The sequence below is a fragment of the Xanthomonas sp. JAI131 genome (genome assembly GCF_013410075.1).
Lineage (GTDB): Bacteria > Pseudomonadota > Gammaproteobacteria > Xanthomonadales > Xanthomonadaceae > Xanthomonas_A > Xanthomonas_A bonasiae.
In genome coordinates this window covers 507,668-523,481 of the sequence record NZ_JACCCN010000001.1, presented here as the reverse complement: position 1 = coordinate 523,481, position 15,814 = coordinate 507,668, and the positions used below count along the sequence as shown (strand labels likewise).

The following is a 15,814-nucleotide window of genomic DNA, read 5'->3' as shown; positions in this document are numbered from 1 at the left end:
CTCTACTCGCCTGCCGGATCGGGCACCGGCAGCCCGTGCAGGTTAGCGTAGATTCGTGCAGCGAGCGCGTCGTTGATGCCTTCCACGCGCGCGATCTCCGCTTCGCCAGCCGCCTTGAGTCCGGCCAGTCCACCGAAATGCTTCAACAGGCTGGCGCGGCGGCGCGGACCGATGCCGGGGATGTCCTCCAGCTTGCTGGTCATGCGCGCTTTCTGGCGCCGCCCGCGGTGGCCGGTGATCGCGAAACGGTGCGCCTCGTCACGCACCTGCTGAATGAACTGCAATGCCGGCGAGGCGGCACCGGGGCGCAGTTCGCGCCCGTCCGGCATCACCAGCGTCTCGTGGCCGGCGCGGCGCTCGGCGCCCTTGGCCACGCCGATCACCAGGATGCCGTCCACGCCCAGGTCGGCGAGCGCGGCGTTGGCCTGCGCCAGCTGGCCGGCGCCGCCATCGATCAGCAGCACGTCGGGCAGCACCGCATCGCCCTTGCCCTCGCCTTCCGCGGCGCGGCGGAAGCGGCGCTCGATCGCCTGGCGCATCGCCGCGTAGTCGTCGCCCGGCTCGATGCCGCTGATGTTGTAGCGCCGGTACTGGCTGCGCACCGGGCCGCTGGCGTCGAACACCACGCACGAGGCCACGGTGGCCTCGCCCATGGTGTGGCTGATGTCGAAGCACTCCGCGCGCCGGACCGGCTCGGCCAGCCCCAGCATCTCGCGCAAGGCCTCGCTGCGCGCATGCTGCGCGTTGCGGCTGGTCAGTTCGGTGGCCAGCGTGGCCTGCGCGTTGCGGCTGGCCAGTTCCAGGTAGCCGGCGCGCTCGCCGCGTACGTTCCAGCGCAGCTGCACCTTGCGTTCGGCGGCCGAACTCAAGGCCGCCTCGATCATCTCCGCATCGTCGATCTCGCGGTCCAGCAGCACCTCGCGCGGCGGCGGCTGTTCGGCGTAGTACTGCGACACGAACGCGCCCAGCACCTCGGCGGCGCTGTCCTCGCCGTTGGTCTTGGGGAAGAACGCGCGGGTGCCGAGATTGCGGCCGTCGCGGAACGCCAGCAGCAGCACGCAGGCGTTGGCGCCCTGCATCGCGCAGGCGAGCACGTCCAGGTCGGCGGCACGGCCGTCCACGTACTGCCGGCTCTGCATGCTGCGCAGCGAGCCGAGCAGGTCGCGCAGGCGCGCGGCGCGCTCGAATTCCAGTTGCTCGCTGGCGGCCTGCATCGCCTGCACCAGTTCCTCGCCGAGCTGGTCGCTGCGGCCGTCCAGGAACATCGTCGCGCGGCGCACCGATTCGGCGTACTCGTCGGCCGGCACCAGCGCCACGCACGGCGCGCTGCAGCGGCCGATCTGGTACTGCAGGCATGGCCGCGAGCGGTTGCGGAACACGCTGTCCTCGCAGCTGCGCAGCTTGAACAGCTTGTGCATCAGGTTCAGCGTCTCGCGCACCGCGGTGACGCCGGGATACGGGCCGAAGTAGCGTCCGGGCAGCGCGCGCGGGCCGCGGTGCAGCGCGATCCGCGGCCATTCCTCGCGGGTCAGCAGCACGTAGGGATAGCTCTTGTCGTCGCGCAACGACACGTTGTAGCGCGGCGCCAGCGACTTGATCAGCTGGTTTTCCAGCAGCAGCGCCTCGCCTTCGCTGCGGGTCACGGTGACGTCCATGCGCGCGACCTGGGCCAGCATCGCCATGGTCCGCGCGTTCTTCGGCGAGGCGCTGAAATAGCTGGACACGCGCTTGCGCAGCGCGCCGGCCTTGCCGACGTAGAGCAAGGTGTCGTCGGCCGCGTACATGCGGTAGACGCCGGGCGCGGTACTGAGGTTGGCGGCGAAGGCCTTGCCGTCGAACGGGGGCAGTGCGGATGCGGTCATTCGCTGATCGGCACGTCGCTCAGTTCGCCGCTGGCGATGTCGTAGCGCAACACGGCGTGGGCGTCGGTCTCGGCGATCCACACCGTACCGGCGCTCACCGCCAGCCCGGCCGGGCCGTGCAGGCGCCGCGGCAGGGCGGTGGTCGACAGCTCGCCGCCGCCCAGGCGCAGGCTGCGCAGGCTGCCGTTGCCGCTGTCGGCGATCCACAGCAGCGGCGATTCCGGACTCAGCGCGATCGCCTGCGGGAACTGCAGCCGCGCGCGGCTGCGCGGGCCGTCCTCGTTGCCGAAATCCCACGGCCCCTGGCCGCCGAGCAGGGTCTGCACCAGGTCGCCGCGCAGCTGCAGCGAACGCACCGCCGAGCCCAGCGCATCGCACACGTACAGCGCCTGCTGGACCGCGGCCAGGCTGCACGGCTGCGCGAACGCGGCCAGATGGCCGCTGCCGTCGCGCAATTCCAGCGCGCCGGCGCCGGCACGCCAGCGCAGGGTGCGATTGCCGAGTTCGTAGCTCCAGATGCGGTTGTCGCCGGCCATGGCGATATGCACCTGGTTGTCGGCCACCACCACGTCCTGCGGGTGGTTCAGCGGCGCCTGCTGCGCGTGCTGCACCGGCCCTTCGACCGGTTCGCCGGCACGGCCGTTGCCGCACAGGGTATCGACGTGGCCGCTGAGCAGGTTGATCCGGCGCAACGCGTGGTTGCCGGTATCGGCGACGTACAGCACGCCGCGTTCCAGCGCCAGTCCGCGCGGCCGGTGGAACGCCGCCTCGCCGATGCCGCCGTCGATGAAATCGGCGGTGCCCAGCCCGAACTGGCGCAGCACGCGGCCGCCGGTGGTGCATTCGAGAATGCGGTGGTGGCCGCTGTCGGCGATGTACAGGCGATCCTCGGCGACCGCCAGGCCGACCGGGAAACGCAGCGGCAGGCGCGGCTCGGGCTGGGTCTCGCGCGCATCGCGCAGTTCCTCGTCCAGCGGCAGCGACTGCCCGGCGCACAGCGCGTTGAGCGCCTTTTCCAGATCGGCGCCGCCGATCCCGACCAGGCGCTCGCGCTCGTAACCGCCGGCGTCGAGCAGCACCAGGGTCGGCCAGGCCTGCACGTCGAAACGCTGCCAGGCGGCCCAGTCGGCGTCGAGCAGGATCGGCGCCGACACGCCCTGGCTGCGCAGCAGCTTCAACGCCCGCTGCGGCTCGCGCTCGCTGTCGAAGCGCGGCACCTGCACAACGATCAGCTGCAGGCGTCCTGGATTGCGCGCCTGCCACTGGCTGAGTTCGGCCAGGCGCTGCGCGCACCACACCGAGGCGGCGTTGACGAAGGCCAGCACCAGCGCGCGGCCCTGCTGCTCGCGCAGCGTGGTCGGCGCGGCATTGAGCCAGGTGCCGGGCTGCGGCAGTTCCAGGGCGGCGATCGAGTTCATCGGCCGATTATGCCGGAGCCGCCGTCGGCGGACAGTCGCGCCACGCTGCGCGCCGCCGCTTCGTCCACCAGGCGCCAGACGTCCTCGAAGTGGTCGCTGCCGCCGGTGTAGGGGTCGGGGATCTCGCTGCGGCCGTCCACCCCGGCCCACGGCAGCCACAGCGCCACCCGTTCCAACGCGGCGGCCGGCGCGCGCTGGCGCACGTCGCGCAGGTTGGCCGCGTCGGCGCACAGGATCCAGTCGAAGGCGGCGAAGTCGGCCGCGCGCAGCTGCCGCGCGCGCAGCCCGGCGATGTCCACGCCATGGCCGCGGGCGCAGGCGATCGCGCGCCGGTCCGGCGGCTCGCCGCCGTGCCAGTCGCCGGTCCCGGCCGAATCCACCTGCACCTGGCCGGCCAGCGGCGAGCGCTCGAGATGGTGGCGCAGCGCGCCTTCAGCCATCGGCGAGCGGCAGATATTGCCGAGGCACACCAGCAGCAGCTTCATGCCAGGGCCTGCAGGTGCGCCTCGGCGCGGGCCAGGTCCTCGGGCGTGTCCACGCCCGGCGGGAACGGCTCAGGCGACAGCGCCACCGCGATGCGGAAGCCGGCCTCCAGCACCCGCAGTTGCTCCAGCGCCTCCACTTGTTCCAGCCCGCCCGGCGGCATCGCCGCGAAACGGCGCAGGAACCCGGCGCGGTAGGCATAGATGCCGATGTGGCGCAGCCACGGACCCGGCGGCAACCGTTCGCGCGAGGCGGCGAACGCGTCGCGGTGCCACGGGATCGGCGCGCGGCTGAAATACAGCGCATCGCCCCGCGCGCTGCGCACCAGCTTGACCACGTTCGGGTCGAACAGGCTGTCGGCCGAGGCGACCGGCGTGCCCAGCGTGGCCATCTCCGCGCCGCTGTCGGCCAGCGCCTGCGCCACCGCGACGATGCCGGCGGCAGGCGCGAACGGTTCGTCGCCCTGCAGGTTGACCACCAGGGTGGCGTCGTCCCAGCCGGCGATGTCGGCGCATTCGGCCAGGCGATCGGTACCGGAGACATGCGCCGCGGACGTCAGCGCGACATGCACCCCGTCCAGATCGGCCACCGCCGCGGCGATGCGCGGATCGTCCGCGGCCACCCAGACCTGCTGCGCGCCGGCGCCGAGCGCACGCCGTGCCACGTGCCGCACCAGCGGCTCGCCGCCGAGCAGGCGCAGCGGCTTGCCGGGCAGGCGCGAGGCGGCGTAGCGCGCCGGAATGGCGACGACGAAGGGCGGCGGCGCCGCGTGCGGTGCGCTCATGGGGCGCTCGCGCCGGAGGCGATAGCTGAACGCTGGAATTCACCAAACCGAAACATGCGTTGCTCTTTCCCTGTCGTTTATTGAGAATAGTTCGTATTCGCCAGAACGGCGACGACCTGCGGCTACCAAATGGCGTCAACTGCACGCCGTTTCCAGTCCGCTGCCGGCCGCGTGACATTTCGCCCTCCCCCACCATTCTATAGATCCCGCCCGATGAACCTTCCTGCCCGTTCCGCCTGGTCTGCCGCCGCGCCGGCCCGCCTCCCCGTCCGCCGCCAGGCCCTGTGCCTGGCGCTTGCCGCCCTGCTCGCGCCGCTGGCCGCCAGCGCGGCCGATACGGAAGCGGCCACGGCCGATGCGGCCACGGCCGGCGACACGGCACCGAAGCTGCTGGACAAGCTGCAGGTGGTGGCGCAGCGCAGCGACGGCTATACCCCGCCGGCCAGCGCCACCGGCACCGGCCTGGTGTTGAGTCCGCTGCAGACGCCGCAGTCGGTGAGCACGATCAGCCGCGAGCAGATGGACGATTTCGGCCTGGACAGCGCCAATGCGGTGCTGGCGCTGGCCACCGGCGTCAACGTCGAGAAGATCGAGACCGACCGCACCTACTACACCGCGCGCGGCTTCGACATCATCAATTTCCAGGTCGACGGGCTGGGCCTGCCGTTCACCAACGGCGGCGCCGAGGGCGACCTGGACACCGCGATGTACGAGCGAGTGGAGGTGCTGCGCGGCGCCAACGGCCTGCTGTCCTCGACCGGCAACCCGTCGGCGACGGTCAACTTCGTGCGCAAGCGCCCGACCGAGGAACTGCAGGGCAGCGTCGGCGTCACCGCCGGCAGCTGGGACACGCGGCGCGTGGACGCCGACCTGTCCGGCAAGCTCGACCGCAGCGGCCGCGTGCGCGGGCGCATCGTCGCCGCCGGCCAGGACGGCGACAGCTATCTGGACCGCTACTCGCTGAAGAAGCGCAGCGTCTACGGCATCGTCGAGGCCGATCTCAGCGACAGTACCTTGCTCAGCGTCGGCGCCAGTTACCAGAAGAACGAGCCGCACGGCGGCATGTGGGGCGCCTTGCCGCTGTACTACAGCGACGGCAGCGCCACCCACTACGCGCGCTCGACCAGCACCTCGGCCGACTGGTCGTACTGGAACAGCACCGACAAGCGCGCGTTCGTGGAACTGCAGCAGGCGCTGGGCGGCGGCTGGCAGCTCAAGGCCGCACTGAACTACCGCAAGCTGGAGTCGGACGGCAACCTGTTCTATGTCTACGGCACGCCCGACCGCGACACCGGGCTGGGGCTGTACTCCTATCCCTCGCGCTACGTCAGCCACGAGACCCAGAAGTACGCCGACCTCTACGCCAGCGGTCCGTTCGCCCTGGGCGGACGCGAACACGAACTGGTGGTGGGCGTGAAATGGGCCGGCATCGACGTCTCGCAGATCTCGACCTATCCCGATTCCAGCGACAGCAGCGCCTGGTTCGCGCTGCCCAGCCTGGAGGACTGGACCGGCGCCATCGCGCTGCCGGCGTTCACCACCGCGCCGACCGGCGCCGAATTCGACATGATCCGCCGCAGCGCCTACGCCACCGCGCGCTGGAACCTGAGCGACGCGCTGAAGCTGATCACCGGCGTCAACCACACGCAGATCGAGAGCCGCGGCCAGAACTACGGCGTGCAGCACGTCTACGACGACAGCAAGACCACCCCCTTCGTCGGTGCGGTCTACAATTTCGATCCGAACTACGCGCTGTACGCCAGCTATGCGGAGATCTTCAATCCGCAGACCGAGCTGGACCGCAACCTGCAGGTGCTGGATCCGATCACCGGCAGCAATGCCGAACTGGGCATCAAGGGCCAGTGGCTGCAGCAGCGGGTCAACGCCTCGTTCGCGCTGTTCCGCGCCAAGCAGGACAACACCGCCGAAACCGACCTCTACATCGGCAACGTGCAGACCTACAAGGCGGTGGACGCGACCTCCACCGGCTACGAGTTCGACCTCGCCGGCCGGCTCGGCGACCACTGGCAGCTCAACGCCGGCTACACCCAGCTGAGCCTCAAGGACGACGCGGGCCGCAACGTGCGCACCTACGTGCCGCGCCGCACCTTCAAGCTCGCCACCACCTACACGGTTCCGCAATGGGAAGCGCTGAAGCTGGGCGCGACGCTGACCTGGCAGGGCGACATCTACCGCGACCAGCAGGCGCTGGACACCAGCGGCAACGAGATCTTCACCCGCCAGGACAGCTATGCGCTGCTCGGGTTGATGGCGCACTACGACTTCACCCCGCAGTTCAGCGCCACGCTCAACGTCTACAACGTCACCGACCGCAAGTACATCAACAGCCTGTACTGGGCGCAGGGCTATTACGGCGCACCGCGCAATACCTCGCTGTCGCTGAACTACAAGTTCTGAGCGGGGGTGCGCGGCGGACATCGCGATGCGGCGATGTCCGCCTCGCCGAACGGCGTTGGCGAGCGCTGCAAGCCGCTCCTCGGCACGCGACCAAGCGCTGGCGCTTCAGCGGCGGAGGCGTGTTCGAGGTCGGCGGCCATCAAGTCGGCCACGGCCTGGAAACGAACAGGCCTGCCTACAGGCGGGACATGCGGCAGCAGCTGCGCATGGCCGCCACGTCAGCGGCCTGCGCGTGGCAGCGATCGCGAATATGACAAGGAACTAGCCGCGTGCGCACCTGCGGACAGTCCGTTACTGCGCGCGATCGGGACAGCACTTGCGTCGCATCGCGACACAGCGAGCTGTGGCCCCAATCGAGGTGTACTCGCGACCGAACCAGGCGCACCCCGGCAGCCGAGGCCGTCGGGCTGGCCGCATGCAACAGGGTCTCGGCGCCCTGCACCGCCACTCTAAGTCTCCGCTGACTGCGCCTGAGCGCAGCCAGCGCCGCTATTCGATGGCGTCGCCGCTGCGCCCGCGCAGCTTGTCCAGCCGGTCGAGCAGGCCGATCCAGAACGCGGCCGGCAACTCCGCCACCAACGGCACGCTGAAGCACCAGTCGTTGACCAGCGCCGCGCACTTGACCGCGTCCTTCTCGGTCATCAGCACCGGCAACTCGCTGCCGAACGACAGGTCGGCGGCGCGGTAGCGGTGATGGTCGGGAAACGCGTGCGGCACCACGCCGATGCCGTGCGCGCGCAGCATGTCGAAGAAGCGCTGCGGATGGGCGATGCCGGCGACGGCGTGCACGCGCTGCCCGGCGAAGCTGCGCAAGGCGCGCGCGCGGCCGCCCTGCAGCGGTTGCGCGCTGTCGATGCGCAGGCGCATCGCCCATTCGCCGAAACCGGCCTGGACTTCGCCGACATCGCTGGCCTGGCCCAGGTTGATGACCCGGAAATCGCATTCGCGGCCGCGCGCCACCGGCTCGCGCAGCGGCCCGGCTGGCAACAGGCGGCCGTTGCCGTAGCGGCGGTGGCCGTCGACCACTTCGATCTCGATGTCGCGCTGCAGCCGGTAGTGCTGCAGGCCGTCGTCGCAGACGACGATGTCGCAGCCGGCCTGCAGCAGCGCGCGCGCCGCGGCGACGCGGTCGCGGTCCACCCGCACCGGCGCGCCGGTCTTGTGCGCGATCAGCACCGGCTCGTCGCCGCCCAGTTCCGGCGTGGTCCCGGGCTCGATCCAGCGCGCGACCTGGTCCTGGCTGCGGCCGTAGCCGCGGGTGGCCACGCCCGGCGTCCAGCCGGCGTCCTGCAGCTTGCGCACCAGGGCGATGGTCAGCGGGGTCTTGCCGGTGCCGCCGGCGGTGAGGTTGCCGACCACGACCACCGGCACCGCGATGCTGTAGCGCTTGCGCCAGCCGCGCCGGTACAGCGCGCGGCGCAGGCCGATCGCCGCCGCGTACAGCGGAGTCAGCAACTGCGCGTACAGCGGCGGGGTGCCCTGGCCATACCAGTAGCCAGGCGTGTGTGGCCCGCGACCGCTCATCAGGGCTGCCTTTCGCGGAACTGCATGCTGTGCAGGTGGGCGTACAGGCCGCCCTGGGCGAGCAGCGCGTGGTGGGTGCCGCGCTCGACGATGCGGCCGTGGTCCATCACCAGCACCTGGTCGGCATGCTCGATGGTGGACAGGCGGTGCGCGATGACCAGCGTGGTGCGCTCGGGCATCAGCCGGTGCAGCGCGTCCTGCACCAGGCGCTCGGATTCGTTGTCCAGCGCGGCGGTGGCTTCGTCCAGGATCAGGATCGGCGCGTCGCGCAGGATCGCGCGGGCGATCGCCAGGCGCTGGCGCTGGCCGCCGGACAGCAGCGCGCCGTTCTCGCCGACCGGGGTGCGCAGCTGCAGCGGCAGCCGCTCGATGAACTCCCAGGCATTGGCGGCCTCGGCCGCGGCGCGGATCTGCGCGTCGCTGGCCTGCGTGCCGTAGGCGATGTTGGCGGCGATGGTGTCGTCGAACAGCATCACCCGCTGCCCGACCAGGGCGATCTGCCGGCGCAGGTCGTGCAGGCGGTAGTCGTGCAGCGACACCCCGTCCAGGGTGATGCTGCCGCCGCTGGGCTCGTAGAAGCGCGGCACCAGCCGCACCAGGCTGGTCTTGCCGCTGCCGGAGCGGCCGACGATGGCGGTGACCGTGCCCGGCCTGGCGGTGAAGCTGATGTCGTCCAGCGCCAGTCCGCTGTCCTGGCGGTAGCGCAGCATCACCTTGTCGAACGCCAGTTCGCCGCGCACGCGCTGCACCGACACGCTGCCGCTGTCGCGTTCCTCCGGCGTGTCCAGGATCGAGAACAGACGTTCGGCCGCGGCCACGCCGCGCGAGATCGAGGTCTGCACGCTGGTCAGCCGGCGCAGCGACGGGATGATCGCCATCATCGAGGTCATCAGCGCGATGAACTGGCCCGGGTTCAGGCGCCCGGCCAGCGCCTCGCGGGTGGAGACCCAGACGATCGCCGCCAGCGCCACCGCGGCCAGGAACTGGACCATGCTCGAGGCCAGCGCGCGGGTGGTCTCGACCTTCATGTTCAGGCCCAGCATGCGGTTGGCCAGCACCGCGTAACGCGAGATCTCCAGCGACTGGGTGCCATGCACCTTCACTTCCTGCTGCGCGCTCAGCGATTGCTCGGCACTCTGCGCCATCGAGCCCATGCCGTCCTGGATGCCGCGGCTGATCTTGCGGTAGCGCTTGCCAACGTAGGAGACGATGACCCCGATCAACGGCGCCACCACCAGCAGCGCCAGGGTGACCTTGACGCTCATCTGCAGCATCACCACCAGCATGTAGAAGATGGTCAGGGTGTCGGCGACGATGGTCTTCAACGCATCGGCGGCGGCCTGGGTGACCTGCTCGGTATCGAAGTTCAGCCGGCTGACCATCACCGGGGTGGCCTCGACGTCGAAGTGCGAGGACGGCAGGTGCAGGTACTTGGCCAGCACCTGCTCGCGCAGGTCGCGCACCACGCTGCGCCCGGTGCGCGCCATGCAGTAGTCGCCGACGAAGGTGGCGAAGCTGCGCATCACGAACAGGCCCAGGATCGCCAGCGGCAGCAGCACCGCCATGCGCGCCTCCGGATTGACGAAGCCGCGATTGACCAACGGGTCCATCAGCCGGGTGAAGAAGTAGCCGGCGGTGGCTTCCACCACCATCGCCACCAGCGCGGCGGCCAGCATCACCCAATAGGCGCGGGTATATCCGAGCAGCCGACGGTAGATCGGCCAGACCGGTGCCATCTTGCCGCTCACTGTTTGACTTCCGGCGCGGTGGCGATGGCGATGCGGCGGAAGCCGAGCTGGCCCAGCGCGTCCTGCGCGGTGACCACGGCCTGGTAGGGAGTGCGCGCATCGGCGCGCAGCAGCACCGGCTGCTCGCGGTCGTCGCCGGCGACCTGGGCGATGCTGCGCTTGACCGACTCCACGTCGGTGCGCAGCACTTCCTGGTCGTTGATGAAATAGTGCCCGTCGGCGTTGACCAGCACGCTCAGCGCACGCGGCGGCGCCGGGTTGTGCTGGTCGCTGGCGTTGGGCAGTTGCAGCTGCAGCGTGGAACGGGCGTCGAAGGTGGTGGTCACTACGAAGAAGATGATCAGGACAAGGATGACGTCGATCAGGGGCACCAGGTCGATATGCGGCTCGTCCTGGCCGCGGTCGTCGCGGATCCGCACCGGCTCAGCCCTTGGCCGGCGCAGCGGCGCCGCCGCGCGCAGCCGGACGCGGCGCGGCCGGCGTCGCCGCGCCCGCACGGCCGTGGCCGTCGAGGACGTCGCTCAGGGCGGTGGCTTCGCGCTCCATCTCGATGATGTAGCCGGCGATGCGGCTCTTGAAATAGCGGTGGAAGACCAACGCCGGCACCGCGATGATCATGCCGGTGGCGGTGCACACCAGCGCCTTGCCGATCCCGCCGGCAAGCTGGTTCACGTCGCCGACGCCGTGGTCGAGGATGCCCAGGAACATCTGGATCATGCCGACCACGGTGCCGAGCAGGCCGAGCAGCGGCCCGGCCGAGGCCACCGTGCCCAACGCGTTCAGGAACCGCTCCATGCGATGCACGACGTGGCGGCCGGTGTCCTCGATGCGTTCGCGGACGATCTCGCGCGGCCGGCTGCGCACGTCCAGCCCGGCGGCGAGCAGCTCGCCCAGCGGCGAATTGCGCCGCAGCGACTCGATGTGGGTCGGGTCGAGCTTGCCGCGCGTGGCCCAGTTGCGCACTTCCTGGCCCAGCCCCGGCGGCAGCACTTCGCTACGGCGCAGGCTCCAGAACCGCTCCAGGACGATCGCCAGCGCGACCACGCCCAACAGCAGCAACGGCACCATCGGCCAGCCACCGGCCTTGACCAGTTCCCACACGTTGCAACCCTCCGGCACGTTCGGCCGTTCGTTCACTGGCCGATAGGATAGCAGCCGCCCGCGCCCGCTCCGCGGCATCCCACAGCCGCGCCCGCCACGGCCGCCGTTCGCGCAGCTGCAGGCCGGCGCGTCCCAGCCACACGCGCAGCGCGCCGCCGTGCGGGGTGGTGGCGACCTCGGCGCCGGACGCCTGCCAGCGCGCCACCACCGCCGCCCGCGGATGGCCGAAGCGGTTGCCCTCGCCGGCCGAGATCAGCACCAGCCGCGCGCCGGTGGCGGCGACGAAGGCCGCCTGCGAGGAATGCGCGCTGCCGTGATGCGGCGCCAGCACCACGTCGGCGCGCAGGTCCTGCGGCGCCTGGCGCAGCAGCCGGCGCTCGATCACATCGCCGATGTCGCCGGTCAGCAGCATCGCGCCATGCGCGGTTTCCACCCGCAGCACGCAGCTGGACTCGTTGTCGAGATAGGGAAAGCCGGGCGCCGGATGCAGGAAGCGGAAACGCACCCCGTCCCATTCCCACGCCGCTCCGGCCAGGCACGGCCGGTCGACCCGTACCGGCGCGCCGGCCGGCGCCTCGGCCAGGCCGACCGGCAGCGCCGCGCGCACCGCCTCGAAGCCGCCGGCGTGGTCGTTGTCGCCATGGCTGATCACGGCCCGGTCCAGGCGCGCCACGCCGAGCGCGTGCAGCGTCGGCACCACCGCGCGCTCGCCGGCGTCGTAGCCGTCCTTGATCGCCGGGCCGGCGTCGTACAGCACCTGATGCCGTGCGGTACGCACCAGCACCGACAGGCCCTGGCCGACGTCGATCATCACCAGTTCCACTTCGCCCGCCGCCGGCCGCTCCAGCGGCGGCCAGAACAGCGGCAACCACAGCAGCGCCGCCAGCGGCTTGCCCGGCACCGCGCGCGGCAACAGCAGCCAGAACGCACCGAACAACGCCAGCGGCAGCGCCCAGTCGCGCGCCTCCGGCAGCCACCACAGCGCGAAGCGGCTTTCGCCCAGCGCGGTGAACAGCGGCCAGCTCAGGTCGAAGCACGCCGCCGCCGCGCGCCATGCCCACACCCCGGCGCCGGCGTGCACCGCCTCCAACGCGCTGCCGAGCAGCGCCAGCGGCACCACCACCAGGCTCCACCACGGGATCGCCAGCAGGTTGGCGAGCGGCCCGGCCGCCGAGGCCTGGCCGAACAGCATCGTGCTCAACGGCAGCAGGCCCAGCGTGGCCACGCCCTGCGCCGACAGGAATTGGCGCAGTTTGTCGCGCCAGCCGCTGCCTGCGACCGGCATGCACCAGGCCAGCCAGGCCACGCCGAGGAAGCTCAGCCAGAAGCCGGCGGACAGCACCGCCAGCGGGTCGAACGCGAGCATGACGATCGCCGCCAGCGCCAGCGCATCGACCACGCGTACCGGGCGCCGCCACAGCCGCGCCGCCACGACCACCGCGATCATCAACGCGGTGCGCACGGTGGGCAGCGCCATCCCCGACAGCACGGTGTAGCCGCCGGCACCGAGCACCGCCAGCAGCGCAGCGACCTGGCGGCGCGGCCAATGCCGCCCCAGCCGCGGCCACAGCCGCCACAGGCCGCCGCCGAGCAACGCGAACGCGCCGGCGACCAGGCCGACATGGAAGCCCGAGATGGCGATCAGGTGGGTCAGGCCGGCGGCGCGCAGGATGCGCCAGTCGCGGTCGTCCAGCATGCGCGTGTCGCCGAGCGCCAGTGCCTGCACATAGCGCGCCGACGCATTCGGCACCGCTGCCGCGATCCGCGCCGCCAGGCGCTCGCGCCAAGCATCGATGCCGTGTCCCGGCGCCAGTTCGACGGCCGCGTGCGGCGCGGTCACATAGCCGCTGGCGCTGATCCGCTGCGCCAGCGCATACGCCTCGGCATCGAAGCCGCCGGGATTGCTGAGCCCGCGCGGCGCGCGCAGGCGCACGCTCAGACGCCAGCGGGCGCCGGCATGCAGCGCCGTGCGCGGCCCAGGCGCGTGCGCACCGAAGTCGTCGTACCAGGCCAGTTGCAACAAACGCCCGCGCAACGGCGCCGGCTGCGCGGGATCGGCGTCCACCCGGAACATGAACCGCGTGCGCCGCACCTCGGCCTGCGGCAGCTCCACCACCTGCCCCTGCAGCGTCGCCACGCGCTTCTCCCAGTCGGCGGGCAGTTGCCGCGCCAGCACCATGCCGGCGATCAGCCCCAACCAGCCGCAGCCCACGGCGAAGGCGCCCAGCCATCGCCAGCGCGGCATGCCGACGCAGACCGCGATGCCGCCGAGCAGCAGCGCCAGCGACAACGGCCACGGCGCCAACCGCGGCAGCCACAAGGTGGTCAGCACGCCGGCGGCGAGGCTGGCGGCGACGGCAATGCCGAACGGGGCGACCGCAATGCCGTGCCACGGCGCAGACGTCGGCGCGGACGCCGGCGCCACGCGCTCATGGCCACTCGCGGATATGCGGCATTGCTGCATACGATCGCCACTCCTTGGCGGGGCACTAACGTGCGGATGGAAATGCGACGGCCCGGTTCGCGACCGGTGGCGACCAGCACGACGAAAACCGCATCGCCAGCGTCGCGCGCCGATCGACCGGCCGCTATCGGCCAAGTCCAGGGCAGTGCGTAGGAATTCGCCTCAGCCGCCGCATCGGTCGGTGGCTTGGCCGCATCCCCTGCCCGACCGCAACGCGGCGAGCGAGGCGAACCGACATCGCTGCCGCGGCGAGGCAGGCCGGAACGCTCGACATCCCCGTCAAGTGGCCGCAGTGCCGTCGCTACGCACCCGCATCCGCATCCGCATCCGCATCCGCATCCGCGCCAGCGTCCCGATCGTCGTTGCGGCGGCGCGCAGCAGCGCCAGGCGAGCGCAGTTACGGCGACCGCGCCAGGGGCACGCACGCGATCTCGCCCGGACCCGGCACGCCCGGCGACGCGGCCTGCGTCGACGCCTGCCGCGCCCGGCCCGGCAGTGCGATCAGACCGGCGCTGGCGCCAGCGCCCTGGCCGGCGTCCAGTTGCCGTGCAACGACATGCGCATCCGCAACGGCACCTTGATGCGCGCCACCGGGCCATCGGCCATGCGCAGCGAATCGAACACCAGCAACTCGGTATCCTCGCCGTGCAGGTGGTTCAGCAGCGCGAGCACATAGCCGTCGCCTTCCGCCGCGTCGGCCGAACGCGGCACGAAGACCGGCTCCTGGAAGCATTGCGCATCGCCCGGATACCAGGCTTCGCTGGTGCCGGCCACCACATCGACATGCGCCAGCTGGTTGAAGAACTGGAACGGCGGCGCGCCGAGCGAGGCGTCGAACGGTAGCGTCGGATCGAACGCCAGCACGAAGCCATGCCGATACGGCTTGCCGCTGTAGCGTTCGTCGCAGCGCGGGAACTCGCATGGGAATTCGGTCAGCGCCACCGGCTCGATCGCGCCGCCCTGGGCGCTGAGGTCGAACGTCCAGCGCATCAGCTGCGAGCGCAGCGTCTCCGGCGACGGCACCGACCCATCGGCCTGCGGGAAGAAGTAGAAGACGTTGCCCGACGTCACCGGCATGTCCAGATAGAGCTTGTCGCCCTCTTCATAGGCGTTGAGGGTATGGCCCTGGAAACCGTCCTTGGGGCCGGTGAACCAGCGCACATCCTCGGCACCGCCGCCGCGCGGCAGCACGCCGAACAATTGCGGCAGATCCGGTTGCCACTGGAAATGCTGCCCGCCCTGGCGCATACGCTGCACATCCACGGTCAGCGGAATGAGCGGAAACACGACATGGTGCTCGGTGACCGCGAAGTCGTGGATCATCGCCGCGTACGGCGCCTCGAACCAGACTTCCTGCTTCAGCTTGCCCTGGGCGTCGAGCTCGAAATAGGCGATGTCCGGCGTGCCGTCGCCCTTGGCTTCATAGGCGAAGCACAGCAGGTCGCCGTTGTCGGGATCGACCTTGGGATGGGCGGTGAAGGTGGCCGAGGTGATCTGCCCGCCGAAGTCCCAGACCCCGCGCGTCTGCAGCGTGTGCGGATCGAGCGCGTAAGGCAGCGCGTCTTCCTTCATCGCCAGCAGCACGCCGCCATGGAACAGCACGGTGGTATTGGCGGTGGTGTTGTTGGCGGCGGCCAGCGCATCGTTGGTGTGCACGTTGCGATAGACGCCGTTGAGCGAACGCCCTTCGCGGCGCTGCGCCAGCAGGCGGTCGGTCTGCACATAGCGGCGGCGCAGGCTGACCCGGCCAGCTTCGAAACGGAACGCGCTGACCAGGCCGTCGCCGTTGAAGAAGATGTCCTTGCCCAGCATCGGCGGGTACTGCGAATCGGGCGAGACCTGGAAGAAGACGCCGTCGATCGCGGCCGGCACCTCGCCTTCGATCTGCAGGTCGACCACATCGGCTTCGACGCGGCTGGGCTTGTACAGCCCGGTGAATTCGGGGATTTGCGGAAACAGCATGCTCATGGTGTTGTCCTTTTGCTGGGTAGGGCCTGGCGCGGGGTGAGCCA

At 70.9% G+C, this 15,814-nt stretch carries 11 protein-coding genes; 1 reads left to right on the top strand and 10 read right to left on the bottom strand.

Features of this window, described 5'->3' with window-relative positions; translation table 11 throughout:
• Positions 1 to 2 precede the first annotated feature (2 nt).
• From uvrC to kdsB, 4 genes are read right to left on the bottom strand one after another with little or no spacing between them, the layout of a single operon-like run.
• Positions 3 to 1,862: an excinuclease ABC subunit UvrC gene (gene uvrC / locus HDC36_RS02180; RefSeq protein ID WP_179564044.1), complete on the bottom strand. Its 1,860-nt coding sequence runs from the start codon at positions 1,860 to 1,862 to the stop codon at positions 3 to 5.
• Positions 1,859 to 3,280: a hypothetical protein gene (locus HDC36_RS02175; RefSeq protein WP_179564043.1), complete on the bottom strand. Its 1,422-nt coding sequence runs from the start codon at positions 3,278 to 3,280 to the stop codon at positions 1,859 to 1,861. Before HDC36_RS02175 ends, uvrC begins: the two co-directional genes overlap by 4 nt.
• On the bottom strand, positions 3,277 to 3,765 hold the full coding sequence (locus HDC36_RS02170) for a low molecular weight protein-tyrosine-phosphatase (RefSeq protein ID WP_179564042.1): 489 nt from the start codon (positions 3,763 to 3,765) through the stop codon (positions 3,277 to 3,279). Before HDC36_RS02170 ends, HDC36_RS02175 begins: the two co-directional genes overlap by 4 nt.
• Positions 3,762 to 4,547 carry a 3-deoxy-manno-octulosonate cytidylyltransferase gene (gene kdsB / locus HDC36_RS02165; protein WP_179564041.1) on the bottom strand — a complete coding sequence of 262 codons (786 nt, stop codon included), beginning with the start codon at positions 4,545 to 4,547 and terminating at the stop codon, positions 3,762 to 3,764. Before kdsB ends, HDC36_RS02170 begins: the two co-directional genes overlap by 4 nt.
• Positions 4,548 to 4,760: 213 nt before the next feature.
• Here kdsB and HDC36_RS02160 point away from each other — a divergent pair, with 213 nt between their 5' ends.
• Positions 4,761 to 6,965, top strand: coding sequence for a TonB-dependent siderophore receptor (locus HDC36_RS02160; protein WP_225210093.1), 2,205 nt, complete (start codon positions 4,761 to 4,763; stop codon positions 6,963 to 6,965).
• 489 nt (positions 6,966 to 7,454) lie between these two features.
• On the opposite strand, the gene lpxK is transcribed toward HDC36_RS02160, so the two are convergent.
• From lpxK to HDC36_RS02130, 6 genes are all read right to left on the bottom strand, one after another.
• On the bottom strand, positions 7,455 to 8,489 hold the full coding sequence (lpxK, locus tag HDC36_RS02155; RefSeq protein ID WP_179564040.1) for a tetraacyldisaccharide 4'-kinase: 1,035 nt from the start codon (positions 8,487 to 8,489) through the stop codon (positions 7,455 to 7,457).
• The gene (gene msbA, locus HDC36_RS02150; RefSeq protein ID WP_179565559.1) at positions 8,489 to 10,225 is read right to left on the bottom strand and encodes a lipid A export permease/ATP-binding protein MsbA; all 1,737 of its coding nucleotides are present in this window, start codon (positions 10,223 to 10,225) and stop codon (positions 8,489 to 8,491) included. Before msbA ends, lpxK begins: the two co-directional genes overlap by 1 nt.
• 8 nt (positions 10,226 to 10,233) lie before the next feature.
• Positions 10,234 to 10,656 (bottom strand): biopolymer transporter ExbD, encoded by a 423-nt coding sequence (locus HDC36_RS02145; protein ID WP_179564038.1) that lies wholly within the window; start codon positions 10,654 to 10,656, stop codon positions 10,234 to 10,236.
• A gap of 4 nt (positions 10,657 to 10,660) precedes the next feature.
• A complete protein-coding gene (locus tag HDC36_RS02140) occupies positions 10,661 to 11,338 on the bottom strand; it encodes a MotA/TolQ/ExbB proton channel family protein (protein WP_179564036.1) in 678 nt (225 codons plus the stop codon).
• A complete protein-coding gene (locus HDC36_RS02135; protein WP_218847973.1) occupies positions 11,232 to 13,802 on the bottom strand; it encodes a DNA internalization-related competence protein ComEC/Rec2 in 2,571 nt (856 codons plus the stop codon). The genes HDC36_RS02140 and HDC36_RS02135 overlap by 107 nt, the downstream gene beginning before the upstream one ends.
• Positions 13,803 to 14,303: 501 nt before the next feature.
• Positions 14,304 to 15,770 (bottom strand): carotenoid oxygenase family protein, encoded by a 1,467-nt coding sequence (locus tag HDC36_RS02130; protein ID WP_179564034.1) that lies wholly within the window; start codon positions 15,768 to 15,770, stop codon positions 14,304 to 14,306.
• Between the last annotated feature and the right edge of the window lie 44 nt (positions 15,771 to 15,814).